This window comes from Flavobacterium sp. ENC (assembly GCF_020991415.1).
GTDB lineage: Bacteria > Bacteroidota > Bacteroidia > Flavobacteriales > Flavobacteriaceae > Flavobacterium.
Genome location: NZ_JAJMOY010000010.1, coordinates 40400 through 67122, shown reverse-complemented (window position 1 = coordinate 67122; position 26723 = coordinate 40400). Strand labels below are relative to the sequence as shown.

The window sequence follows — 26723 nt, the reverse complement described above, 5'->3', positions numbered from 1 at the left end:
ATGGCTGGTGAATTAGAAAAACTCAAGGTGGTTGCGTATAGTGATCCGGAATTTAACAACAAGATTGCGGATGGTGAATTTTCCACTTTAATGAATCCGGAGAAGTACACCTATCACTATAAGATTGAAACCGATGACACTCAGGCGGCCGGTACAAGTACGGTTTCTCCGAAGTTCAATAAAAAATTACCCGAAAACCTGGAACTCGATTTCGTGTTTGACCGCTCGGGAGTTATTAACGGCTATGCCAGTTCTGACGACGGAATCATTGATGACATTGAGAAATTCAAGAAAGTCATCCTGGATTACAACGGCGACGAGCACAAGCCCAATTACCTGATTATTTCCTGGGGAACGCTGCTCTTTAAGGGAGCCATGACCGAAATGAACGTGGAATTCAAACTCTTCAAACCCGACGGTACCCCGATCAGGGCGATTGCAAAAGGAAAATTCCAGGGTTTTGTAGAGGATAACTTAAGGGCTGCAAAAGAAAACAATAAATCACCCGACCTGACCCATTACAGAACGGTAACCGAAGGTGATACATTACCTCTGATGTCCTTTAAGATCTACGGCGATTCCAAGTATTATCTGGAAGTGGCCAGAGTTAATAACATTGTCAATTTCAGAAAACTAAAAACCGGGCAAAAACTATTTTTCCCACCCTTACAAAAACAATCCTGATGAACAACAGCGGAGTCATACAAACCAGTAAAAGTGCCGATTTAGTAACGCATAAAATTTTAATTGAAGGGGAGGAATTATCTAAAACCTATCAGGTAAAAAATATTGTGGTACAAAATGAGGTGAACCGGATTCCTATGGCCCAAATTATTCTGACAGACGGGGAAGCTTCTGAAAGGGATTTTAAATTAAGTAATGAAGATCTGTTAATTCCGGGTAAAAAAATTGAAATAACGGCCGGTTATCACAACGATGAAGAAACGATTTACAAAGGCATTGTCATCAAGCATTCCATCAAAATAAAAAGCGGTGCTTCACTGCTGATTATCGAATGCAAAGACGAAGCTGTAAAACTGACCATCGGCAGAAAGAGCAAATATTTCTATGATGTGAAAGACAGCGAGGCTTTCGAGGAAATTATTGATGCGTACGGATTGGAAAAAGAGGTAGAAGCAACCAATTTCAGTCACAAAGAACTGGTTCAGTACAATACCTCCGATTGGGATTTTATAGTGTCACGGGCACAGGCCAGCGGTAAACTTTGTTTTGTGGAGAATGGCAAAATCACCATTAGCAAACCCAATGTAACAGCTGCGTCTGTTGAAACAGTCACTTTCGGAGCCAGTTTACTGGACTTTGACGCTGAGATAGATGCCAGAAACCAATTCGCGAAAGTGTCTTCGTACAGCTGGGATTACAGCAATCAGGAACTGGTAGAAATTGAGGCGAATGATCCGGCTGTTTCCTTAAACGGAAATTTAAGCCCTTCAGATCTGGCCGAAACCATCGAATTGGAAAACCTCGAATTGCGTCATGGCGGCAATATATCGGATGTGGAACTTCAGGATTGGGCTGATGCCAAGCTGCTCTTTCAGCAATTATCAAAAATCCGCGGAAGGGTAAAATTTCAGGGAATACCTGCCGTAAAACCCAACACCATCATTACACTCGAAGGCGTTGGTGACCGGTTCAACGGAAAAGCGTACATCACCGGGGTTTTTCATGAAATCTCTGAAGGAAACTGGACAATCGACGCACAATTCGGATTGAATCCGGAATGGTTCTCTGAAACATTCGACATCCATACGCCTACCGGTTCCGGAATCATTCCCGCCATAAAAGGGCTGCACACCGGAATTGTAACGCAGCTCGAAAGTGACCCCAATGGAGAAGACAGGATTTTAGTAAAGATTCCGATCATCAATAATGAAGAACAGGGCATCTGGTGCCGCGTAGCTTCTCCTGACGCTGGGGAAAACAGGGGTTTCTTTTTCCGGCCTGAAATTGAAGATGAAGTGATCATCGGTTTTATCAATGAAGATCCGAATAACGCCATCGTTTTGGGAATGCTTCACAGCAGTGGAAAACCTGCTCCGATAACAGCAGCCGATGCCAATCACCAGAAAGGAATTGTAACTCGGAGCGAAATGAAGGTGGTATTTGACGATGAAAAAAAATCAATCGGAATTGAAACTCCTGCGGGGAAAAAAATCACGCTTGATGAAGACAAAGGGGTCATTATTATCGAAGATGAAAATTCGAACGTCATCACCATCGACAGCAAGGGCATCAAAATGGAAAGTGCCGGAAACATTGAATTAAAAGCGACCGGAGATGTAAAAATTGAAGGGACCAATGTTTCGGTAAGTGCCACCGCACAATTTAAGGCAGAAGGAAGTGCAGGCGCAGAAGTATCATCAGGAGCCACTGCCATTTTAAAAGGAAGTATTGTACAAATAAATTAAAATTATGGGAGCACCGGCCGCAAGAGTTTCAGACATGCATGTTTGCCCAATGGTAACAGCAACCGTTCCGCATGTGGGGGGCCCGATTTTACCTGCAGGCGTCCCCACTGTTTTAATTGGCGGAGTTCCGGCAGCCTGTGTCGGGGATATGGCGACGTGCAGCGGTCCTCCGGACAGCATAGCAATGGGTTCTTCAACGGTTTTGATTGGCGGGAAACCTGCAGCCAGAATGGGAGATTCCACCGCACATGGCGGAACAATCGTAGCGGGATTAGCAACTGTTTTAATAGGTTAATTATGGAAAGTGAACAAGCTTTTTTGGGAACCGGATGGAGTTTTCCACCCGAATTTAAGAAAACAACAAATGCGGTTGTAATGATTTCTGATGAGGAGGATATTAAGAGCAGTCTCGAAATTTTATTGTCGACCAAAATAGGAGAACGCATTATGCTGCCTAAATACGGCTGCAATATGGAGGAACTGCTTTTTAATCCGCTGAACAGAACACTAAAAACCTTTGTGTCCGAATTAATAAGAACCGCCATTTTATACCACGAACCCCGCATTGATGTAGAGAAAATCGATATCAGCCAGGGAGATGATTTAAACGGCGAATTATTAGTGGTTTTAGATTATAAAATACGGGCAACGAATTCAAGGACGAATATGGTTTATCCTTTTTATAAGGAGGAAGGGACTAATATTTAGTGTTGAGTTGTGAGTTGTGAGTTGTGAGTTGTGAGTTGAAAATTGTTATTGATCACTGTCTGGCTGGCTGAGCGAAGTCAATTGCCAGGATGAGCAACTCAATATTTGTCAGGCTTAATGAAATCAATTGTCAGGCTGAGCGAAGTCGAAGCCCGAAGCCCCGTGTGCCAATTGGAGCGCCCTTCGACTCCGCTCAGGGTGACTAAAAAACTGTCTGGCTGAACAAAGCCGATTGTCAGGCTGAGCGAAGTCGAAGCCCGAAGCCCCCTGTGCCAATTGGAGCGCCCTTCGACTTCGCTCAGGGTGACAACTAAAAACCTGTCTGGCTGAACGAGGCCGATTGTCAGGCTGAGCGAAGTCGAAGCCCGAAGCCCCGTGTGCCAATTGGAATGCCCTTCGACTCCGCTCAGGGTGACTAAAAAACTGTCCGGCTGAACGAAGCCGATTGTCAGGCTGAGCGAAGCCGTTTGTCAGGCTGAGCGAAGTCGAAGCCCGAAGCTCCGTGTGCCAATTGGAACGCCCTTCGACTCCGCTCAGGGTGACAACTGATAAGGCAAACTTTGTGCTAAAATATTTAGCCACAGATTATACGATTAGAATGATTTTATGATCTCCAAAATCTCCCAAATCTGCGAGAGTAATTTTTCCCCGCAGATTTAGCAGATCAGGCAGATTTTTAATCTGTTGAAATCCTTTATCATGATAGCTGTCAGGCGTGGCAAAAATTGCGGTCTGCGGGGAAAAAAGTAAAGCTATGCTTGTAAGTTTTTAATGAAACGTTTAATGAATTATACCCTTCGGGGTTCATATTTAATAGTATTATGTGTAACAACAGCGACCATACAAACGATATATTATTTAAAAGAAATGGTACAGACCAGGGCGATCGCCTGAATTCTATTCTCGATCCCGACAATCTGGAGCTCCACGACTTTGATATGGAGGACTGGTTACTCTTTACCTATAACTTCGCTAAACAGGTTAATTTCTTTGAAACCAACGACAGCGAAAATGCATCCGGTAACTGGCAGGAGATTTTTAACCACTTTGGTTTACCAAACGATATTCCGTACAGAAAAGACAAACCTTACACCGCCTTAAAACAAAATATATCAAAAATACTCAAAGACATTGAATTTGAAGGTACGCTGACTCCGCATATGACGCTTTTTGTATGTTTTCTAAAGCTATTGGAATTCTCTAAAACACGTTTCAATTCAATTACAAAAAAACACCTCGATTTCTTTTATAAAGACATCCTGCAAATCGAAAAACTTCCGGCAAGAGCTGATAAAGTGCATATTATTTTTGAACTGGCCAAAAAAAGTACCGAAGAACGAATTGCACCACAAACGCAGTTAGATGCCGGAAAAGATGCGGAAGGAAACAAACTTATTTATAAAACCACCGAAGAACTAATCGCCAATAAAGCTCAGATTACACAACTAAAAAGTGTATATAACGACATTAAATTAGGTGAAATAAAATCCAGTGATGTGGCTAATTCGCTTGATGGAAAAGGTGAAAGCCTCAAAGAGGGATCACAATACTGGCTGCCTTTCGGCTATACCTCTGCCGAAGAAAAATATACGGAACTACCAGCGGCCAAACTCGGATTTGCCATCGCTTCCCCGCTATTGGAATTACAGGAAGGAGAAAGAAATATTGATATCACCATCACTTTTAAGGAGGCCTTTAATTTTCAATCCGGACCTTTTACGGTGAATGACCTTACCGATAACATCAGTATTTTTTGCAGCGGCGAAAAAGAATGGCTGGGCGATTTTAAACTGAATGGTGCAGCTGCTGCATCAGCTATTTCAGGAAATCAGTTAAAACTTGTCTTTCAGGTTCCGAAAGATACTCCGGCTATTGTCAATTACAATCAGAAAATACTGGGCGAATCTTTCGCCGTGACGCAGCCTCTCATCCGATTTTTAATTCATACCGAAAATAAAAAAGGGCATTATTTATTCCGAAATTTAGTGACCAAAACCATCAGTGATATTACCGTAAAAGTAGCCGTAAACGATGTTAAATCTTTAGCACTGGAAAGCGACACTGGTCTGCTGAACGCCACTAAACCCTTCTACCCTTTTACGACACAACCCGTTAAAGGTTCCTCCTTTCTGATTAATTATCCCGAGATCTTTTCGAAAAAATGGAAAAATGTTGACATTACAATCAACTGGAAAAATACGCCAACTTCTTTCCAGACCCATTATGACGCTTACAAAAGCAAATACCTTACGACCATAAGCAAAAACATTTTTTATCAGGGAATGTTTATGGAAGAAATCGTAACGGAATTATCTGCCAACCAGCCGGAAGATCCACAACCGAAAGATAACGTGGTGGAGATTACTCCGGAGAAAGGCAGGCTTGTCCTGAATTCGAATACATCAGATCTTATTGTAGAGTCAGATGCTTATTTTAAGGCGACGGTTTCTGTATTAAATAAAGAAAACTGGGAGGAAAAAAGTAAAGAAACAGTGTTGTTTACAAAGAAAGATGCGCTGTATCAAACCATTTTCTCCGTGACAGGAAACACTTATGATGTGGATAAAAGCGGCCCCATCCGACTGACTTTAAACCAGTCCTTCCTGCATGCTTTATATCCCAAAATATATACGCTCGCCATCATGAGCAAAATTCCGGAAACGCTTATTCCAAATGAAGCGTATACGCCCTTTGCAGAATCGATCAGTTTGAATTATACAGCAGAGGAAACCACCAATTTCACCAATGAAACCGAGGAACAATTCGGGACAGAACGAATAAAATTATTTCATGAAGCCCCTTTCGGCCAGAGTGAAGAACATTCTTATCTAAAAAAGCTGGCTAGACAAAAAGCGGTTCTTGATGTCAATAGCACAATTGCAAGCCGTCTGGTCCCTGATTATTGTAATGGCGGCGAATTTTATATCGGCCTTGATGAAGCAGAAACTTCACAGCAGGTGGCTTTATTGTTTCAGATTCTGGAAGGAAGCGAGAATCCGCTGGCGGAATCCTTTACGGGAAAACAAAAAGTAGAATGGTTTGTTCTTTGCGATAACCAGTGGAAAAATCTTGAGAATGATATTCTGGGAAATTCCATAGATAATTTTTTAAAGTCAGGTATCCTGAAATTTAGTATTCCCAAACAGGCTACAAAAACCAATACTTTATTGCCGGACAACCTCATCTGGATCAAAGCAAAAATGCATAAGGCCTATGATGCAGTCTGCAAAGTAATCGATATAAAAACACAGGTCGTTACCGCCGAATTTTTCGACAATGACAATGAATTGTCGCATCTGGAAAAAGGACTGCCTGCCGAAACGATTTCGAAACTTATTACCAGAATAACACAAGTTAAAAGTGTATCACAGCCTTTTAATTCTTTTAACGGAAAACCGCAGGAGTCGGATGATACGTATTACAAACGCGTAAGCGAACGCCTGCGCCACAAAAACAGGGCCATCACACTTTGGGATTATGAGCATTTGATCCTTCAGGAATTTCCGGAAGTATTCCGCGTAAAATGCCTGAACCATACCAATAACGCAACCAATTCCTTTCTTTCACCCGGCGATGTAACCCTTATTGTAGTGCCGGATATTATAAACAAAAATGTCTTTGATATCTATGAGCCGCGAGTGAGCACGGCAACCTTAAATAAAATTCAGAATTACATCAGTAACCTGAACAGCATGCATGTAGAGGCAGTGGTCATTAATCCGGAGTATGAAAAAGTGGTGGTGAAATTAAGTGTCCGTTTTTATGCGGAATACGATGAGAATTTTTATAAAAAACAACTGAATGAGGATATTGCAAAATTCTTGTCCCCGTGGGCATTTGACACCTCTCAGGACATTCTTTTCGGAATTGAGCTGCACCGAAGCACCGTCATAGACTATATCGAAAAATTATATTATGTAGACTATCTGGCCGAACTGGAAATGGCTAAACTGGAAGATCCCACAGAACCCGAAAATGTAAACGATCCCGCTTATCAGGCTGCACTGGAATTTTTACCCGTAGTGTCGCCATCGAACCCAAAACGCATTCTTGTATCGGTAAAAAACCATATTATTTCGACCGATATAAAAACTTGTAAAAATCCTAATATTCAAGCACCAGAAACATGTCAATACTAAATCCACATAGCACTATTCCGAAAAAAGTCGCCACCGAAGACGACCTGGATTTCTTTTACCTGAGAAAAAAAGGTATTGCGTATATCGAACAGCTTGGTGGCAGATTATGGACTGATTTTAACTCGCATGATCCGGGTATCACGATGCTGGAGATGCTTTGCTATGCCATAACTGATCTTGGCATGCGAATGGATCTTCCGATCGAAAATATTCTGGCCTCCGACCAAAAGAGCAAAGGCATTGCTTCGCAGTTTTTTAAAGCCTCTGAAGTACTGCCGACAAGTCCGGTAACAGCTCTCGATTACAGAAAACTGTTTATCGATATTGACGGTGTTAAAAATTGCTGGCCGGCCAAACACAAAAAAACGGTCTATGTCAATTGCAAAGAGGATAAGCTGTCTTATGATTATAAGGATTTCACTGAAGTGCCGAGAGGCTTTAAAAAACAGTTTGAGCTTAAAGGATTATATGACCTTTATGTAGATTTTGAAAGCAAAAAGCCTTCTGAAATTAATAGTGTCAAAGAGAAAATCAGAGCAAAATACCATGCCAACAGGAATCTGTGTGAAGACCTGATCAATATTATAAAAGTGGATGAATATCCGATAAAAATCTGTGCCAGCATTGAGGTAGATACCCAGGCCGATGAAGAGATGGTGCATGCGCTTGTCTTACAGGCGCTGGATGGTTATTTATCAACAACAGTCAATTTTTATTCGGTGCAGCAAATGATGGATAAGGGATATACTTCCCTGGAAATTTTTGACGGCCCCATTCTGGAAAATGGCTTCATAGACACCAAAGAGCTGATCGAAGCGGAACTGACCAGTGAAGTACGATTATCCGATATTATAAAATTAATAATGAATGTTCCCGGAGTGATTACCATCAAAGACATCTCCCTGGGAAATTGCGGTGACGGTGAACCGGATGCCAATCAATGGCTAATCTGTCTCAAAGAATACCAAAAACCGGTTATTTGCTATAAAAGCGTTTTCAATTACAATAAAGGCCTGCTGCCGCTGAATATCAACAAAACGCAAGTACAGCTGTATCTGGATGAGTTTGAAGCGGCAAAAGATGAAGCCACCGATTTTTCAGGCCACAATAAAGAACTGAAACTGCCGAATGGGAATTATCTTGACATAGAAAGTTACACCACCATACAAAACGATTTTCCGGAGACCTACGGGATTGGGGAAAATGGCCTGCCTTCAAGAGCCAGCGTAGCCCGAAAATCTCAGGCGAAACAACTCAAAGGCTATCTCTTATTCTTTGATCAGATTTTGGGCAGCTATTTTAAACATTTAGGTCAGGTGAATGAAATGCTTTCGGTAAGCGGTAATCTTACCAAAACCTTCTTTACCCAGGCGATAAAAGATATCGAAGGCCTTAGTGAACTGGTAAGCGACTATCCTGAAAACAATGATGAGTACCTGACTGAAATACTTTTTAAACAACTGGACAATAACATTGACAGAAGAAATAATATTCTGGACCACCTTTTAGGCCGTTTTGCAGAACGTTTTTCCGAATATGTTTTCATCAACAAAAGCATATACGGTACGGCTACTGACGAAGTGGTGCTGAAAACCAAAGAAGACTTTCTGAAAGATTATAAAATCGTAAGCAAAAACCGCGGCAACTCTTTTAATTATTACAAGCAGCCGAATAGTAATTTGTGGGATACCGATAATGTTTCGGGCGTAAAAAAGAGAATTTCCAGGCTGCTGGGTATCAAAGATTACAACCGAAGACACCTTTCAGATTCTTTTGTTGATTTATACCATTTTACCGATTCCGACAATCAGCTGGTATACCGATGGAGAATCAGGGATACGGAAGATAATATCATACTCTCCGCCACCGATGAGTATTACGATACCTCAGCCGCCAACAGGGAATTGTATTTTGCCGTTTTGCAAATTATCCAGACGCGGGAATATAATGTGGAAGAAGCCTTTAAAAACGGAATTTCGGATCCTGAAGTGATTGATAACATTCAGATCCATCAGGCCGATTCCGGTAAGTACTCGTATGATATTATTAATCCGTTAATAAAAGACGAAGACAATGCCGACCGGATTATTGCAAAACGCTATACGTACTATGACACTCTGGAGGAAGTAAAACAGTCTATTCTGGACCTGATTTATTTCATGAAAGAAGTTTTCACAGAGGAAGGAATGTTTATAGTCGAACACATGATGCTTCGCCCCGATGTGAATCTGACTGCGGTAAATCCGGAAACGTTTCTGCCGATTTGTACCGATGAGTGCAAAAACTGCGAACCTCTCGATCCCTACTCCTATCGTGTGAGCATTGTATTGCCCGGATATACCCTGCGTTTTGCCAATACCGATTTCAGGAATTATATGGAAAAAGTAATCAAGGAAGAATTACCGGCACACGTACTGGCAAAAATCTGCTGGATCGGACATCGGAAAAATGAAATCGAAAACCCGGCAGAAAATGAACTTTTGCAGCTTGAAAACACTTACAAAGCCTATTTGTTTGCTAAAACGGGACTGAACCAGGAACAACCGGAAACAGAACTTATACCTTTTATTAAGTCCCTATCCAACCTCAGCAATTTATATCCTACGGGAAGACTATTTGATTGCAGCGACGAAAATGAAAATCAATTCGAAAAAATAATACTAGGAAAAACAAATTTAGGATCACTATAAATACCATTCAACATGTTAGCAAAACTTTCAACCATAACAACGCTGTACCGAAAATTTACAAAAAACCAGGTACTTACAGAAGGACATCTTAACGAGATTGTAGATTATTTTGATGATCAGGACCGTATTTCCAGAATTGGTCTTAGTGGCGTGGGAATCATTTGCGGTTTCCAGGTTTCTTACGATCCGGCTGCAAAACTCATCTCCATAACACAAGGCAGCGGAATAACTACTGATGGTGATCTTTTTCACCTCTATAATACGATTCCGAATGGTGGAAAAATTATTGATTTTGAAAGCAAACAATACACGCATTATAAAATACACGACAATAAAAAGGCAGCCTACAAACCGTATTTTTACAATGGCAGTGAGCAGCTTGAAATCTTCGAACTCCTGACTTATGAACAGCAGGTGCTTGATAATGCCAATACTTTCCCGATACAATACCTGAAAGACAATACAGGGCTGGACGTCAATGATGCTGTAGTACTATTGTATCTGGAATCGTATGAAAAAGACCTGGATCTCTGCGTCAGTCTTTCGTGTGATAACCAGGGATTGGAAATTATTGGAAATCATAAAGCACTATTGGTGAGTAAAGCTGTGGCCGCACAAATAAACAGCAATGATACAATTATTACGGCCACCAATTTTGCTAACCTGTACCATAAACTACCCGACATTCTTTCCAACCGCATCGTACTGCAGCCGGAAAACTTTATCAATTATTATGAAGTAAAAAAGAAATTCACCAATGGTATCTTTAAAAACAATGTGGTGAATAAACTGCGTGATGGTTTTGAAATCCTGCTGAACGGTTTACAGATGCCGGTTATGCTGGCCTCCATTAAAAAAAACCTGAACGAATTATACAGTTTCAACGAAAATAATGTCCCTCCGGATTTTCAGTACCGATATGATCTGCTCAACGATTTAATGGATACGTACCAGGAGATAAAGCTCCTGCTAGCCAATATGGATGGTGAATTTTGCTGTCCGGACATAAAGTCTTTTCCCAAACACTTAATGCTTGGAGAAGTACTAAAAACCGGGCCTTGCTTTGAATACCGACACGCTTTTTACAAATCGCCTTTGCTTACGGGTCAAAACCTGAGTACGTGCAAAGATTGCCTGCCACTGGATCCGCTTACCGACTCTGGTACAGAAGAAACGATAGCCGAATTTGTCATCGATCTGGAAGGCAAGGAAATCAAAATCTGCTACGGAAAAAATACAGACGTACAGCAACTGTACAGCCTTATCAAACGCTGTGTGCAACTATTGGCTAATTATAATGTTAATTACAATGCCATAAAAATTACACCAAGTTTCGAATTAGGCGTTTTGGGTAAAAAAGCGATTCCGTTTTATAATAATGTGGGGAATCACCTTATTGAACTTTGGGACTACGAAAAAACAGCCTTAGGAAAACAACGCAGCAACAGGAGTTATCACGACAACCTTTTAAATACAAAACGTCCGCTGGAAATCAGGGCAGACCATGATTTTTATAGAATTGAAGGGCATCACGGCAAGAATTACAAAGAGGCCCTAAAAACCATTCAGGACATCAGACGCCAGAATGGTCTGGGATTTAATGTGGCTGTACTGGCCATAAATGCCTACGAAGCACAGGAAGTAATGGAAAATTTCACTTCTTACTACCTCAACAAAAACCATGGATACGAGCATAAAGCCGGTGTAGCACCCGGAGGCACCTTTGTCATGATCTATATCGAAGGAGAATACAGCCAGTATCCGTACTATTATGGGTATGGATATCCGTATGAATTTCCACGCGGAAACTCCCTGGCCGGTGATTTTGAAAAAGAGGGTGATAATGGCGAATCGATTGTACTGAATCCAATAGTAGCCGACTTTACGTTGCCTTATTTATGCTGCGACGATAACTTCATCACGCTGTCTTTACCCGTCAACAAACTCTGTTTTGATGAAACAAGCCCGTATTATTTATTTCATGTCACCCCAACCGGTGGTTTTGTAAAAGCGGATATTGACGAAGATTTAAATGGAGGCGTTACCACCAATGAATACGGCGAATTTGTCTTTGATCCAAAACTGGTCAGCGAAGAACTGATAGGGAAACCCATCTCTTTTACGGTTAATAATTTTGAAACAAAATGTGAAGTAACCATCTTCAGAAAACCAAAATTTGATTTTACAATTGAAATCACAAAATCAGATAAAACAAATGAAGTCACGGCTGATTTTACCATTACCGGAGAAAATCAGGAAGGTATGAAGTACAGCTGGGATTTTGGCGACGGAAGTGAAAGAGTCATTACCAACGAAACAAAAATGCAGCGTATTTATAAATATGAATTGCCGGCTAAAGAGAGTTTCACTTTCCCTGTAACTGTTGTGGGCGAAAATGGAAATTGCAGTTATACTGTAAAACATTCCGTAGTTTTTGAAATCACGGGCATAAAGGTGAGCACCGACAGCACCTCTATCTGCAGAAACGATAAAAATCCGCACATTTTGGTCGTTGAATCCAAAACCAAAAAAATAATCCTGGCTGGAGATGGTGTTTCTCAGGATGCTGCAGGACAATATATTTTCATCGGCAACAACGTGCCTAAAGGAGTAGACAAAGTCGTGATACTGGCAAATGGCAAACCTACAGATCTTGTCATTACCCTTCAGAATCCGCCGTTTGCGCTCTTCAATTATGCGATAAAAGGAGATGATCTTATACTTACCAATAATTCTACCGATGCAGAAAGTTACAGATGGGACATTTCGGGAGAAGTAATAGAAACAGAATCCAAAGACCCAATCATACGCTCTGTCTCCAAATACGACAGCGGATCTATCACAGTATCACTTACGGCAATGAATAAAAGATGTGGTGAAGGGACAGATGCCAAAGAAATTATTCTTAAGGAACAAGTTGAAACAAATCCGTGTCTTGAAAGCGTAAAAGAGTTTACTCAAAAAACAATAGAAGAAATAGCAAGAATAAAACTGCTTCGTGAATTTAAAAATTTTAGTCCTGAAACTATTGATCTGACAGACCAGATTGAAAAACAGCTGATGACCGTTGACAAAAGAGCGGATGGTTTTGTAGAAGGCAAATTCAATAATCAATTAGCAGAAATGTTTACGGCCCTTATTTACGATAGTTTATTATTAGCGGTAAGAAATGCTAAAACTGCCAGCGAGAAAAATGTGCTGAGTTTCCTTGTTGAAAACCATATTTCACTGTTTTATTATATTCTAAAATGTCAGAAACCAGACAGCCTAAATGAATTTGAAAAACAGATAACGACAATTTCAACCCGTTTTGAAGCACTGCTAAAAGGCTTTGTAGAAATAAAATACAATACGGATCCTAAAGGAACACTAAAAAAATTCCTTGAAGATATGGCCCTGTCTTTTAAAGGATTGAAATTTATTTTAAATGGAATCAAATTACAATTAGAAAATTTAGCCTAAATGCAGGTTTCCGAAAGACATAGTATCAATAAGCTATTTGTTGAGGTGAATACGCCTTCCAAAGAAAATGCGTATTTCCTCAAAGACCATCTGGACACGTTTCTGAAAGAAGAATTATTTCCGCTTTTAGAAACGTATTTTGATACGCTCGATAAAAAAATGCCCTTGCATAGTATCCAGATCGAAAAATTAAACATGGATCTTGCGGTAGCGCATGATCTTGATTTTAATAGCCTGAAGATTGAAATTATGGATCAGTTCCGGAAACAAATCGGGAAACAAATGGAACAGGGTTTTCCTGATACGGAACAGTATAAACTCGTTAAGAATAAGGAAAAAGACCTGAATGCGTTCTTCAGTTTTTTAGAAACCGGAACCCATTCATGGTCTGATTCAGGAAGCAGACCTTACGCAACCGCAGAAGATTCATTTGAAAAAATGATCGAAGACAAAGCTTTTGGCTTTAAATTACGAAATGCATTAGAGAGCCGTGCCATCAGAATCCGCTTTATCAAACAATTATCAGATGATCAGATTTACACTATTCTAAAAAATACTTTCCTTTCAGAATTAGCTGCTGAAGAAACGACATCGAAAAATATCGAAAGGATTAAAGCCAATATGACGGCTGTTCTTTCACAATCTACGACAGGATTGCATCAGCGAAATCTAATTTGGGATATTGTCCTGTCAATACTATTAAAGCACCACGAAAGTATCGTAAAAGAGAAATTCGTTTTCCTGATGGCTTCTTTTGATGCGGTTCGAAAATTCGACGCAAAATTAGTTGTAGAACAGCTCAATAAGCAAATCACAGACAGATCCGTTTTGGAGGTACTGAGTAATCTTGCTCCTGAAGTCCTGACACTTATCACGATGCTGGAACAAAAAAATCTGGAGCTACTGCAAAAAAACAGCAATACCACAGCGGTACCGTCCGGCTCTAAAACGGTTGACACACCGGCCTCCGAAAATAAGGTTGCAGTAGTGAACCCTGTTTTAAATCGTGACGAAACCAAAGAGGCTGAAATTCTCGAATCGTCTTTATTTCTAAAGGAAGAAATTGCTGAGGTTCCGGCCAATCATTACGCAAACAATGCCGGACTGATACTGATACATCCTTTCCTGAAACAGCTTTTCCTGAATTGCGGATTACTGAATAAAGACAATACGATAAAAGATCCGGAAGTTGCGGCACACCTTTTACACTATACCGCCACAGCAAAAGAGCAGGATTATGAAAATGAAATGCTGTTCGAAAAATTACTGTGCAACATTCCGCTTAACCAAACCATTAACCGAAACATCATACTGTCAGAAGAATTCAAAAAACACAGCACTGAAATGCTTCGGGCAGCTTTGGACCACTGGCCGGTTATGAAGAACTCTTCTGTCGCCTTGCTGCAAAATGAATATTTACAAAGACCCGGAAAAATAATCCTGACCGGAGATCATCCGAAAGTCCTTGTAGAACGCAAAACACAGGACATCTTGCTGGATAAGATTACCTGGAATATAGGAATCGTAAAACTGGCCTGGAAAAACAAAGTAATTTTTGTCGACTGGTAATTTAAAAAAATATGGAAACTGAAGAAAAAACATTCCTGAAGGAAGATGAAAAAAACATTTTCTATGAGCAGCAGCAAGCGCTTCAAAATATTTTTGACAAACTCGATTTGTCAAAAATTGCGTTTGTAGGCGGAATTGCAGATTATATCAATCTCCGCAGTTATTATGATATGCCCGTAAATGATATTGATATTATTTATGAAAATGAAGAAGACCTGTTGCCGATTGAAGAACAGGATGGAATAACGCGGTATTTCAGCCGGTTTTACAATATAAATGTCGGGGAAGTTTTGGTCTCGGAATTCTTTGTCAATAATAAAAATGTGCACACGGATTATTACAAAAGAATTTTCTCCAAAATACAACTCACCCAGTCCCCCTTGCTTGGCAGAATGGTCTGGCATGCCACTTTTAATGAGATGAAAGAATTTCATAACACCCAGTTACCGGAAGTAACCTCAGCGGCAATGGGTCATAAGTATGAGTGGAAAAGACTTTACAAACACAGTAAAAAGGCATCATTATACAACAATGTATGCTACTTAGAAGAAAGACAACTGCTTCAAACACTTAAAAAATAATGGTATGACTGAAGAACCAAGAATTATATACAGCCTGGATGCTTTTCCGCTAATCAATAACCGTTGGCAGATGGGCAATAAACTCAAGGAAACGATCTATATGACTGCCCTGAGTATTTTATACAGTCACCTTTGGTACAAAGACATTGAACTTTATGCAGATGAAACGGCTTATAAATTTTTATACATGCTGCCCTGCAGGGTTACAAAAGTGACTAATGAAAAAAACAAGGAACTCTGGATGAAGTCCAAAATTCATGCGATTGAAAAACAAACAAAACCATTTGTTCATCTGGATACTGATGTGTTTATAAAAAGAAAAATCAATTTTAGCTTCGACAGCATTATTCTCGAACGAAAAGAATGCGGCTATGAAATGCATTATAAGAAACAAATTGATTTTTTCAACCAGTATACTGCCCATTTGCCGTATTGGCATTCCAATCTCGGGCATTCGTACAGTTGTGGGATACTGGGGTTTAATGATCTTACGCTTTGCAGGAAATTTGTAAGCGCCTACTACGATATGGAGAAAATTTATACGGCACACCGGGAAGAATTTGCCCCGTTAAAACAACAGGGATTCGAACCCTGCATTGTCATCGAACAATACAACCTGGCCTCAATATTAGATTATAATAACATTACACCAACACTGCTGCTGAAAGGAAAAAATATAGCAGAACAAAGCATCTATGCCACTGAAATGGGCTACAGTCATCTCTTCGGTATTAAAAAATACAAAAAAGACATTACCGACGAAATCGAACACAGACTGTTTAAAATATTTCCGTACTGGTATGCGCAAATAAAGATCGAATTAGAAAAACATCAGATCATACCGAAAGAAGAGGCTAACGCTAAAACCCTGGTAGCTTAGTGTTTCACGAAAATAAATCCAGTTGGGATTTAAAAATAAGTATTTGTTTCAAATAGTAAAACCATAAAGTGATGAGAACTTTAGAAAATAAAAAACCGGACAATCACTCCTCTTCTCCTTTTTTTGGACCAAAAATCCAAAAAAAAATAACGACCGGTACCGTGGGGGACAAATACGAAGTAGAAGCAGATACTGTTGCCGATAAAGTAGTGAACAAACAAAAAGGCGGCGGATTACTGCAGTCCAAAGCAGAAGAAAACGTGCAGAGAAAACCAATTTCCGAAACCATATCCACCGTTCAGAAACAGGATTTAGAACAAGAGAAACCAGTACAGAAAAAAGGCAAGGAAAAAGAAGAAGACAAAAAGAAAATCCAAAAAAAGACAGCTAAAGAAAAGGACAAAAAAATTCAAAAAAAGGGCAAGGAAAAAGAGGACGATAAAAAGAAAATTCAAAAAAAGGCCGATAAGGACGAAGATAAAAAAGTACAAAAAAAAGGGAAGGAAAAAGAAGACGATAAAAAGAAAATACAAAAAAAAGCAGACAAAGACGAAGATAAAAAGATACAGAAAAAAGGCAAAGAAAAAGAAGACGATAAAAAGAAGCCCGTTCAGAAAAAATCAAACAATAACGAGTCGACTGCAAACGATGCTAAATTAGAAAGCAATCTAAAAAGCAGTAAAGGCGGTGGATCACCTCTTTCTAAAGGAGTGAAAAGCGAAATGGAATCCGGTTTCGGAACCGACTTCAGTCAGGTTCGCATTCATACCGACAGCAATGCCATGCAAATGAGTCAGGATCTCGGCGCTCAGGCCTTTACGAACGGGAATGATATTTATTTTAATTCCGGAAAATATGATGCCGACAGCAAGCAAGGCAAACATTTACTCGCCCATGAGCTTACCCATACCGTACAACAGGGTTCTAATGTTCAAAAGAAAGAAAACACTCCGGTACAAAGAAGCTGGCTTGGCGATGCCTGGGACAGTGCAACAGATACGGTAAGTGACGGATGGGATGCGGCAACGGGGGCAGTCTCTGATGTGGCTTCCGGTTTTGCCGATACCGTAAGTGAGGGCTGGAATTCCGCAACCGGAGCCGTTACCGAGGCGGTCTCTGGTTTTGCCAGTGACGTAAGCGCGGCCTGGGATACAGCTACTACTTACCTCGGAGATCAGGCGACTGCTGTCTGGGATGGCATGAAATCATTAGGAAGCGATGCTCTCAATTGGTTATCCGGTGCCGCCTCATATGTCTGGGACGGTATTAAGTGGTTTGGAAATAAAGCCTGGGACATCATTAAAGTGATTGGTACCGTTTTATGGGAAAAACTATGTCTTTTGGGCAACAATATATGGTCCTTCATTTCTAATATTCCATCCCGATTATGGAGATTAATTGTACACGGCTGGGACGCAATTACCGGCATCTTGGGCTGGGCCTGGGACGGACTGAGTGCCGCCGCAGGGCATTTATGGGAAGGCGTAAAAGGGGTCTTTAGCTGGTTGGGAAGCGGGATCTCCGGAGCCGCAAACTGGATCTTGGAAGGCGTCGTTGCCGGCTACGACTGGGCAGTGGATTTTGTTACGGCACCAAGCCTTTCGAAACTTTGGAATGCCCTGACTGGAACGCTGAGCTGGCTCGGGAAAGGTATTTCCGGCTTTGCACAATGGGGATGGAACGGTATCGTTGGTGCAGCAGTCTGGGCATGGCAGGGCATAAAAGGTTTTGCCTCCTGGATATGGGACGGCATTTTAGGCGGACTTACCTGGGCAGGAAAACTGTTATTATACCTTATCGATTTACTTGGAATCTTTGAAATATTACAGCTGATATGGGGCCTTATTTTTAGAATGCGAAAACTAACCGATGTCGAAAGAAACGCCTCGCTGCAGGTACACCCCGCAGGAATGATTCCGTATGATCAGGTATATGTTGATGAAGGTTCCTTAGTCGCTTTCATTTCCGGTTATTTTTCTCCCGGAGGAGGTTACAGAGCCGTAACCACAGCACACATCATTCATGCCGCACCCGGAGAAGACACCGCAACCATGGTTCACGAATTGTCACATGTGGCACAATACGAGCACGCAGGATCGGTATACATGGCGCAGGCGATACATGCACAGGCTTTCGGTGAAGGATACAATTACATCAATAGCGACGGAACTTTTAAACATGCCCATTTTAATGAATTCAACAGAGAACAACAGGCTTCAATCTGCGAAGATTATTACAAAGCACTAAATGGCGGAGGCGGACATGCTTCTGCGGCTGCACTGCTGCCTTTTGTTAATGAAATGAGGGCAGGTAAATTTTAAAATACAACATATGAAATTAGTAATTCGAAATTCCAATAAGAATAAATTCCAAGTTCCAATTTTAAAACAAGCCGATCAGTTGGAATCTGAAAATTTGGAGTTTCTGTTTTTCAACCAGCTCATTCATTGGAATTTGAAATTTAAAATTTTGGAATTTGCAATAGTTTTTTGCTTGCTGTGTTGCTGCTTTGCAGGATGTGACACTATTTATACAAACAAGTCCAACCCGTTAGCATTAACAGCAGATTCGTCCGTATCAAAATGTTTGAGAGTGGAAGGTGTACTGGCAGTTTTTCCGAGTTTAAGAAAAGTCTCTATCAATCGTAAAAGTAACAAACTTTTAAAAGAGAAAATTCTGGTCCTTATTTTTCATGATAAAAAAGAGGTACTGGACTTTAAACGTAAAACAGACCGGGATAGTAACAAATCGATTTCAAATATCAAACAAAAGATTGACACACAAAAAGACGATTATGCCGTAGTTCAGGTCAATAACACCGTTCCGTATGTTTTGTCTTTAAGTAATACAACCGTTTTTAAAGAAGGTTTATGGATTGTTTTCTATTCGGAGACCAGTCAGGACATCCAAACTTTTTTAGAATTTAAAAGGATGGGGATTAATGAAATTCCAAAAACAAGTATAATTCCAATTTAAAATTGATATCGAATGCCAGCCTTTACATCAAAAACAAAAGCAAGTCCTTCGCACTCCTCGTCCCATCAGGACAAGGGGCAGGAATCTTTTTTTGGGGTACAGGCAAAATTGAATATCGGAAAATCCAATGATAAACATGAGGCCGAGGCCGACAGGGTAGCTGACCATGTAGTCGCTGCCAAAAAAACCACAAATACGGAAACCTTCTTCTCGCCTTCATCCGTAGTGCAGAAGAAACTGGCTGAAGACGTACAAAAGCAAGAAGACCAGAATCAGGAAATCCAGCAAAAAACAGTTGCCGAAACCATCACTCCGGTTACGCAGTTAAAAGAGAATCCAATCCAGAACAAACTGGATGCTAAAAAACCGGAAAAGCGTGAAATCAATAAAGACTTTTCCAAGCCAAAAACAGTAATTCAGAATAAAACTGAAAATAAGGTTCAGCAAAAAGAAGCACCGCTGCCAAACAAAAAAGAAGTAAAAAAAACAGAAACGGTTCCGGTAAAAAAAGTGGAACTGAAACCTGAAATCCAAAATAAAACCGAAGAAGAGGTTCAGAAAAAAGACGAAAAGCCCAAAGAGGAAAAAAAGGCAGAAATACAAAAAAAACCTTTAGTCGAGCCTGTAACTCCGCCGGCAGCACAGCCAAAAGCAGAAAACAGCCCTGCTACTGTAGCGGCTAAAACAGTTATTCAGCCAAAAACGGAGAAAGAAATCCAGGCCAAAGAAGAAGAGGAAATCCAGGCCAAAGACGACGAAAAAGAACTGCAGATGAGTGCCGGTGCAGATGCGAACCCTTCTGACAGCTCTACTCTTGAAAGCACTTTAAACAGTAGTAAAGGCGGCGGTTCTCCCCTGTCCGGAAAAGTAAAAACCGAAATGGAATCCGGTATTGGGGCGGATTTCAGCAATGTCCGCATACACAATGATTCAGCCGCTGTCCAGATGAATAAACAATTGGGCGCTCAGGCTTTTGCCACCGGAAACAATATTTATTTTAACGAAGGAAAATACAATCCAAACTCGCAGTCGGGCAAACACCTGCTCGCACACGAATTAACCCATACGGTTCAGCAAGGGGCAGCCATCAGAAAAAAACCGGAGCCAATCTCCCCTGCTCCCGAAATGATTCAGGGTTCGTTCCTGGATTTAGTTCCCGACTGGATCATCAATGAAGCGCGCCACATTCCCGGCTATACGCTTTTTACCGTTATTATCGGTTATGATCCTTTAAGGGAGGTGGATGTAGAGCGAACCCCTATTAACCTGGTAGAAGGATTAATGGGACTTGTGCCTTTTGGAACAGCCATATTCGATAAACTTCAGGAATACGGAATACTGCAAAAAGTTTTCGACTGGGTAGAAGGAAAACTGGGCGAACTCGGATTAACAATCGACAGTATTATGGATATGGTGGAAGATGTTTGGGATAAAGTATCCTTCCCATATACCGATATCATTGATCTGGTTACTGAAAAATTCAACGAATTAGTACACAGAATAACTTCTTTTGTAAGTGCTACGGTAGATCAGGTCATCACCTGGATCAAAGAAGCCCTGATTGATGTGGCAGAACCAATACTGGCGGAAAACAAGGCCTGGTCCTTAATCAAAAAAATAATCAAATACGATCCGTTAAGAGACGAGGCAGTAAATGCGACCACTGTCGAAATATTAGAAGATTTCTTAATTCTGATCGACAAGCAAACCGAGCTGGAACAAATGCGTGAAAAAGGCACGCTACAAAAAACGGCCGACTGGCTGGACACTCAGGTAGGAACTTTCACTTCGTTGTTAGGCGAACTCCGCGGACTCATTACTTCAGCGTGGGATGCCATTCAGCCTTCGAATCTGGCCAACATTGCCGATAATCTTTCGGCACTGGCAGATCAGGCCGGAGGATTTCTGCAGAGAGTCTGGGATTTTGCCTCAGGCGTAGCACTCAAAGTATTGGAACTGGTTAAGGAGTCACTATTAGGCTGGCTTTCTTCACAGGCGGCTACCGTACGGGGTTATTCTCTAATCAAAGTAATTATAGGACGGGATCCTTTCACCAACGAAACTGTTGAACGCTCCGTTCCAAATCTAATCAGAGGTTTTATGAGCCTGATGGACGGCGGTGAAGAACAGTACGCTCAAATGGTGGAAACGGGTGCCATAGCCCGAATTACAGGAGAAATTGAAGCGGCTGTTGCTACTTTAAACATGACACCAGCGGCTATTATCCAGCTCTTTACCGATCTGTGGAACTCGTTTACAATCGATGATCTAATTCATCCTCTTGATGCCTTTGTCCGTATTATTGAAAAATTCGGAGAACCTATCGGACGACTTATCGCGTTTGTGGCAGAAATCGTCCGAATTGTCATTGTGGCCATACTCGAGATCATGAATTTCCCATTCGATCTCATCGGAAACATTATAACCCGAGCCATGCAGGCCATCGACGACATCAAAAAAGATCCGATCGGTTTCCTTAAAAATATATTGCGTGCCATCAAACAGGGATTTGTTCAGTTCTTTGATAACATTGTGACCCATTTAATTAACGGTGTAACCGGCTGGCTGATGAGTGAACTGAAAGATGCCAATATTCCTGTGCTTACCGATTTTACTTTAAAAGGAGTAATCTCATGGGTACTTGAAGTCCTTGACATATCAATGGAAAAAATATGGGAGAAACTGGCTGCCCATCCTAGAATTGGCCCGGCAAGAGTCGCTAAAATCCGCAGCATGATCAACACACTCGAAGGCATCTGGACTTTTATCAAAGATGTTCAGGAGCGCGGTATGGCAGCGATTTGGGATAAAATTCAGGAACAGCTGAGTAATTTATGGAATACCGTTCTTGATGCCGTCAAAAACTTTATCATGGAACGCATCGTAAACCGTATCACCGCCCGACTGCTAAGTATGCTGGATCCAACCGGAATTATGGCGGTGATCAATGGGGCAATAGCTTTATACAGTGCGATTCAAAGTTTTATAAAATACCTGCGCGAAATGCTCGAAGTGGTCAATTCGTTTGTCAACGGTGTGGCCGATATCGCCCAAGGAAATGTAACTACCGCTGCCAATTATCTCGAAAGAACCATGGGTCAGGCCATGCCAATTGTCATTGGGTTCCTGGCCAATCAGGTCGGACTTTCCGGAATTGGTGCCAGGGTTGGCGAAATGATTGTTTCGGTTCGCCTAATGGTAGATGAGGCCCTTACGTGGCTGGTGAATAAAGCGGTAGATACCGGAATGGCCATGTTAGACCGCCTTATGGGAAGAAGTGAACCGCAAGCCGCTACACCGGCAGGTCCTGTTGCCGGAGCTTTAGCGGAGATTGATACCGAAACTGAAAAAGAAAATGATGAGGGAGTCGTTACCCCTGATGAAGCACAGGCTATTAAAAATAAGGTTAACAGTGATCAGGCATCCGTTATAAACATTTCCTCAGTAACAGATGGCGGAAGTACCTGGGATTATCATTATGTACAATTAACAGCAGGCACACATAGTACCCCTAAAGCCAAGATACCCCGAACAGTTATTAAGTATAACGCCGGAAATGTCTTAGCCGACCCGCTTACCAGTGACAGAGATGCGGGAAGCGGCCCGGGTGCATTACCGGGATGGGGCCATGCTCAGGCTTTAAACCTCGTTCATGATTCCTGGGTAAGAGGTCATATGTTAAGTGAAGAACTGGGCGGAACAGGAGCTGCACAGAATTTATCCATAATCTCTAAATCCATTAATGGGCTAATGGAAACCGGGCCCGAAAGATTCGCAAAGACAGCCACTGCCGCAGGTAAAAAATTATATTATGAAACCACCTGGGAAAATCACCCTGCAAATGGTGCCGCAGAAAATTTTGCTAAAACCATAACAGTAAGTGTAGCCGAATATACCGGAGACACCAAAGGCCCTGTTACGAACTATCCTTTTACGCAGTCTGCCCCTCCGCTCACGGCAGCCGGGGCTACTTTCAACTTAAATGAGTTAGGGCGACCAACTATCGTAGAACAATTTAAGGTCTCTTCAGATTTTGCTGAAGATATTATAGCAGCGAGAAGACTACATGGCCGATTTGGCAGTGTCGCGGATCTGGTTAGTAAAATCGAATTGTTATATTCCTCAAAAGGATTTGTTCAGGGATCAAGAAAATGGAATTCGATTCGAAACAATGTAAGCTTAATAAACAGTAATATGAGTACTAATTCAACCCTTCAAATACAACCATAATGGAAAAACTAATGCAAAATATCAAAAAATTTCGTGACGGTTTAAAGACAAATCCCAATATCGAAATTAACGAAGCAGACTGGAAAGATTTTCTGGAACTATCCAGCTCAAGTATGCAATGGGCTATTGAAGATTTAGCCACAATTGGCAAAATCACTCTGGAATCGAAAGATGCTGCTGTTATTAAATTTTCAAGTCTCTCCGTTAAATGGAAAAGTAAAAGCCAAAACTATTTTTTATACGGAGGGTTTCTTTTCAATGGAATTTTTGAAGCGCTTTCAAATCCATCCACTTTCTGGAAAATTGATTTTTCGCTGGCCCCCGATGCTGTCGTTCCTGATGATCTTAAACATTTTGAAAAACTGAACTGGTTTGAAAAACAAGCATGGGGAGACGACTGGAGATATGGATGCTTTGTAAGAGGCGCTAAAAAGTTTCCGCCACAAATTGCATTTTTTGACCGGAACTGGTACACTTTACTTGATATGTCCTTTGAGGAGTATGGCAACGCTATGATCGAATCTTGTGCGGTAAAAGGCTGGCAATATTTTTATATCAACTGGAACCAGGAAATACCACATAAAAAAATTGCTCTGGAAGATATGGAACTGGCCGTAAGAGCACTTCCTGAATTATTTCCGGAACAAGACTTTACCTATCATATCAACAAACTGAATGAAGTGAAGGGAATAAAATAAAACTGTTAAAGAAAGTAACTAAAAACCAATTTTTAAAACCTTAAAAAACTTTTGTCATGCAAAAAACATTCTACCAAAAAGAGCTCCTTATTAAAGCAGCACAACAAAGAAAAGGACTAAATAATAATAAAAAAGACATTGAAAAAATTCAGTCCTGGCTTAACTTATTTGCTATGCAAAATCCAAACGCGGGAACGGCAACGGGCATCGATGGTGATTTTGGACCGGCAACAGAAAAAGCAGTGCTGAATTTTCAAAAATTCAACGGCTTATCCCAAACAGGAACTGTAGATCAAAAGGTGTTCGATGCGCTGACAGCTCCTCTTAAGAAAGCTTTCGAAGATCCTGTACCCGGTAATAATCTGAGAGAATTAATTTTGAGTACAGCGAAAAACCATCTTAAAAATCATCCTTTCGAACTCGTCATCAACAACCAAAGCAATACCGGACCCTGGGTGCGAAGCTATATGGACGGTCATGAAGGAACCGACTGGTTTTGGTGTATGGGCTTTGTTCAGGCGATAATTGACCAGGCAGCCGCTGTTCAGGGGAAAAACTTCAAAACACTCATGCCTTTAACATATAGCTGTGATACGGTTGGCGTAACCGGTATCCAGAAAAAAATCCTGACGCGTTATCAGGCGGCTAGAGCGAATCCGGCTCTCATAAAACCCGGAGATATATTTCTGATTCAGAAAACAACAAACGACTGGTTTCATACCGGAATTGTAACTGCAGTTCACGGAGATCTGATTGAGACCATTGAAGGCAATACCAATTCTGATGGTTCTCATAACGGAAACGCCGTCATGAACAGAATCAGGAATTATAAACAATCCAAAATAGATTTTTTTTCAATTGAATCCTTAGTAGCATAAAATGGAAAATGTATTCACTTATTTAAAAAACCAATTCGTATTTCAGCTTGACACCCTTTTTCAGGTCGAAAACGCTATGGAAAAACCAGTTCTCAATCAAATGGATTCCACGGGGTTTATCCACGAATTTATTATCGAAAATGAGTTGTCGGAAATCGATATTCTTTTAGTGGCACTGGCTTTGGCTCCGCATGTCAAACCTGATTTCCTGAGTTCGATTATTGCCGAATATTTACCCAATGGCGGCGAATTACCCGAGTTTGGCGGCATTAAAACGAAGAACCACCGCGGCATTTTGCCAACCGGTGAAACAGCTCAGTTTCTAGTGGGCGGAAATGATCTCGACAACCGGATTTTGTTCTATAATTACCTGCACAATCAGTCTTTTCTTTACCGAAAAGGGATCATCAAAATAGATTCCGTTCCCAATGGAGAACCGAAACTGAGTGGTTTACTGATTTTGGAAGACGAATACATCGAGAAATTCATTACGGGAAAAATTCTAAAACCGCAGCTCAGCAGTGTTTTTCCGGCACAACTCATAGAAACCTCACTCGAATGGGACGATTTGGTGCTCAATACGACCACGTTAAATTACATCAAAGAAATAGAAACCTGGCTGAAATTCAACGAGATTCTGCTTCACGAATGGGACATGAAAGCCAAGATCAAACCGGGCTTCAGGGTCATGTTTTACGGCGCACCCGGAACCGGAAAAACACTTACGGCTTCCCTGCTGGGGAAATATACCAAAAGAGATGTATACCGAATTGATTTGTCTATGGTGATTTCGAAATACATTGGGGAAACCGAAAAAAACCTTTCTTCCCTTTTTGACAAAGCGGCCGACAAAGACTGGATTCTCTTTTTTGATGAAGCCGATGCCGTTTTCGGAAAAAGAACCAATGTCAGGGATGCACACGATAAATACGCCAATCAGGAAGTTTCGTATTTGCTGCAGCGTATCGAAAACCATCCGGGACTGGTTATTCTGGCCTCGAATTTTAAAACGAATATTGATACAGCTTTCACCAGAAGATTTCAGTCTATCATTGAGTTTGAAGTGCCTTCGTATGGTGAACGTTTACAGCTTTGGGAAAATAACCTGCCCAAAGGAATCAAAATTGCCGAAGATGTCAATCTTAATGAGCTCTCCAAAAAATACGACATAACCGGCGCCAATATCGTCAACATCATTCAGTATGCCTGCCTGAGAACACTGGAAGACGAAAACAAAAGTATTCACCTGCACCACCTTGTTCAGGGCATTAAAAAAGAATATGCGAAAGAAGGGAAGATGATGTAAATGAAGACTATTGTGTTTTGGTTTGGCGAGATTGTCATTTTGACGTAAGGAGACCCGGGCGCTAGCGAACAGACGAAGTAAATTGCATTCGTAATTCGACAAAGACTGGCGAATTTAGGTGCGGAGTTTCTAGTGTGATTTCTCCTTCGCCGAGATGAAAGACGGTATTGTTAGATT

The 26723-nt window shown here is 41.1% G+C and carries 16 protein-coding genes; all 16 read left to right on the top strand.

The annotated features are described in order from the left end of the window. The 16 genes from LPB89_RS19575 to LPB89_RS19500 all read left to right on the top strand — a co-directional run bounded on the left by LPB89_RS19575 (position 1) and on the right by LPB89_RS19500 (position 26546). Positions 1-684: a LysM peptidoglycan-binding domain-containing protein gene (locus LPB89_RS19575; protein ID WP_127339442.1), complete on the top strand. Its 684-nt coding sequence runs from the start codon at positions 1-3 to the stop codon at positions 682-684. Next, on the top strand, positions 684-2429 hold the full coding sequence (gene vgrG, locus LPB89_RS19570; RefSeq protein WP_230703335.1) for a type VI secretion system tip protein VgrG: 1746 nt from the start codon (positions 684-686) through the stop codon (positions 2427-2429). The genes LPB89_RS19575 and vgrG overlap by 1 nt, the downstream gene beginning before the upstream one ends. Before the next feature lie 4 nt (positions 2430-2433). Further along, a complete protein-coding gene (locus LPB89_RS19565) occupies positions 2434-2724 on the top strand; it encodes a PAAR domain-containing protein (RefSeq protein WP_127339440.1) in 291 nt (96 codons plus the stop codon). A gap of 2 nt (positions 2725-2726) precedes the next feature. Beyond that, on the top strand, positions 2727-3137 hold the full coding sequence (locus tag LPB89_RS19560; RefSeq protein ID WP_230703334.1) for a GPW/gp25 family protein: 411 nt from the start codon (positions 2727-2729) through the stop codon (positions 3135-3137). Between the two features lie 821 nt (positions 3138-3958). Next, positions 3959-7276, top strand: a complete 3318-nt coding sequence (locus LPB89_RS19555) for a baseplate J/gp47 family protein (protein ID WP_230703333.1) — start codon at positions 3959-3961, stop codon at positions 7274-7276. After that, complete coding sequence (locus LPB89_RS19550; protein WP_230703332.1) at positions 7264-9966, top strand: hypothetical protein; 2703 nt, start codon at positions 7264-7266, stop codon at positions 9964-9966. The genes LPB89_RS19555 and LPB89_RS19550 overlap by 13 nt, the downstream gene beginning before the upstream one ends. Before the next feature lie 12 nt (positions 9967-9978). Next, positions 9979-13428: a hypothetical protein gene (locus LPB89_RS19545; protein WP_230703331.1), complete on the top strand. Its 3450-nt coding sequence runs from the start codon at positions 9979-9981 to the stop codon at positions 13426-13428. Next, positions 13429-14997, top strand: coding sequence for a contractile injection system tape measure protein (locus LPB89_RS19540; RefSeq protein WP_230703330.1), 1569 nt, complete (start codon positions 13429-13431; stop codon positions 14995-14997). 11 nt (positions 14998-15008) lie between these two features. Next, positions 15009-15578, top strand: a complete 570-nt coding sequence (locus tag LPB89_RS19535; protein ID WP_230703329.1) for a hypothetical protein — start codon at positions 15009-15011, stop codon at positions 15576-15578. A 4-nt stretch (positions 15579-15582) separates the two neighbouring features. Beyond that, positions 15583-16458 (top strand): DUF6734 family protein, encoded by an 876-nt coding sequence (locus LPB89_RS19530; RefSeq protein ID WP_230703328.1) that lies wholly within the window; start codon positions 15583-15585, stop codon positions 16456-16458. 71 nt (positions 16459-16529) lie between these two features. Next, positions 16530-18779: a DUF4157 domain-containing protein gene (locus LPB89_RS19525; protein ID WP_230703327.1), complete on the top strand. Its 2250-nt coding sequence runs from the start codon at positions 16530-16532 to the stop codon at positions 18777-18779. A 10-nt stretch (positions 18780-18789) separates the two neighbouring features. Beyond that, positions 18790-19434, top strand: a complete 645-nt coding sequence (locus LPB89_RS19520; protein WP_230703326.1) for a hypothetical protein — start codon at positions 18790-18792, stop codon at positions 19432-19434. A gap of 12 nt (positions 19435-19446) precedes the next feature. Further along, complete coding sequence (locus LPB89_RS19515) at positions 19447-23664, top strand: DUF4157 domain-containing protein (RefSeq protein WP_230703325.1); 4218 nt, start codon at positions 19447-19449, stop codon at positions 23662-23664. After that, positions 23664-24362: a hypothetical protein gene (locus LPB89_RS19510; protein WP_230703324.1), complete on the top strand. Its 699-nt coding sequence runs from the start codon at positions 23664-23666 to the stop codon at positions 24360-24362. Before LPB89_RS19515 ends, LPB89_RS19510 begins: the two co-directional genes overlap by 1 nt. 56 nt (positions 24363-24418) lie before the next feature. Beyond that, positions 24419-25240, top strand: a complete 822-nt coding sequence (locus LPB89_RS19505; protein WP_230703323.1) for a peptidoglycan-binding protein — start codon at positions 24419-24421, stop codon at positions 25238-25240. A gap of 1 nt (position 25241) precedes the next feature. Beyond that, positions 25242-26546, top strand: coding sequence for an ATP-binding protein (locus LPB89_RS19500; RefSeq protein ID WP_230703322.1), 1305 nt, complete (start codon positions 25242-25244; stop codon positions 26544-26546). Positions 26547-26723: the final 177 nt, after the last annotated feature.

Bases quoted from the DNA above. Each gene is read 5' to 3' on its own strand.
- LPB89_RS19575 (WP_127339442.1), top strand. From the start codon at position 1: ATGGCTGGTGAATTAGAAAAACTCAAGGTGGTTGCGTATAGTGATCCG.
- vgrG (WP_230703335.1), top strand. From the start codon at position 684: ATGAACAACAGCGGAGTCATACAAACCAGTAAAAGTGCCGATTTAGTA.
- LPB89_RS19565 (WP_127339440.1), top strand. From the start codon at position 2,434: ATGGGAGCACCGGCCGCAAGAGTTTCAGACATGCATGTTTGCCCAATG.
- LPB89_RS19560 (WP_230703334.1), top strand. From the start codon at position 2,727: ATGGAAAGTGAACAAGCTTTTTTGGGAACCGGATGGAGTTTTCCACCC.
- LPB89_RS19555 (WP_230703333.1), top strand. From the start codon at position 3,959: ATGTGTAACAACAGCGACCATACAAACGATATATTATTTAAAAGAAAT.
- LPB89_RS19550 (WP_230703332.1), top strand. From the start codon at position 7,264: ATGTCAATACTAAATCCACATAGCACTATTCCGAAAAAAGTCGCCACC.
- LPB89_RS19545 (WP_230703331.1), top strand. From the start codon at position 9,979: ATGTTAGCAAAACTTTCAACCATAACAACGCTGTACCGAAAATTTACA.
- LPB89_RS19540 (WP_230703330.1), top strand. From the start codon at position 13,429: ATGCAGGTTTCCGAAAGACATAGTATCAATAAGCTATTTGTTGAGGTG.
- LPB89_RS19535 (WP_230703329.1), top strand. From the start codon at position 15,009: ATGGAAACTGAAGAAAAAACATTCCTGAAGGAAGATGAAAAAAACATT.
- LPB89_RS19530 (WP_230703328.1), top strand. From the start codon at position 15,583: ATGACTGAAGAACCAAGAATTATATACAGCCTGGATGCTTTTCCGCTA.
- LPB89_RS19525 (WP_230703327.1), top strand. From the start codon at position 16,530: ATGAGAACTTTAGAAAATAAAAAACCGGACAATCACTCCTCTTCTCCT.
- LPB89_RS19520 (WP_230703326.1), top strand. From the start codon at position 18,790: ATGAAATTAGTAATTCGAAATTCCAATAAGAATAAATTCCAAGTTCCA.
- LPB89_RS19515 (WP_230703325.1), top strand. From the start codon at position 19,447: ATGCCAGCCTTTACATCAAAAACAAAAGCAAGTCCTTCGCACTCCTCG.
- LPB89_RS19510 (WP_230703324.1), top strand. From the start codon at position 23,664: ATGGAAAAACTAATGCAAAATATCAAAAAATTTCGTGACGGTTTAAAG.
- LPB89_RS19505 (WP_230703323.1), top strand. From the start codon at position 24,419: ATGCAAAAAACATTCTACCAAAAAGAGCTCCTTATTAAAGCAGCACAA.
- LPB89_RS19500 (WP_230703322.1), top strand. From the start codon at position 25,242: ATGGAAAATGTATTCACTTATTTAAAAAACCAATTCGTATTTCAGCTT.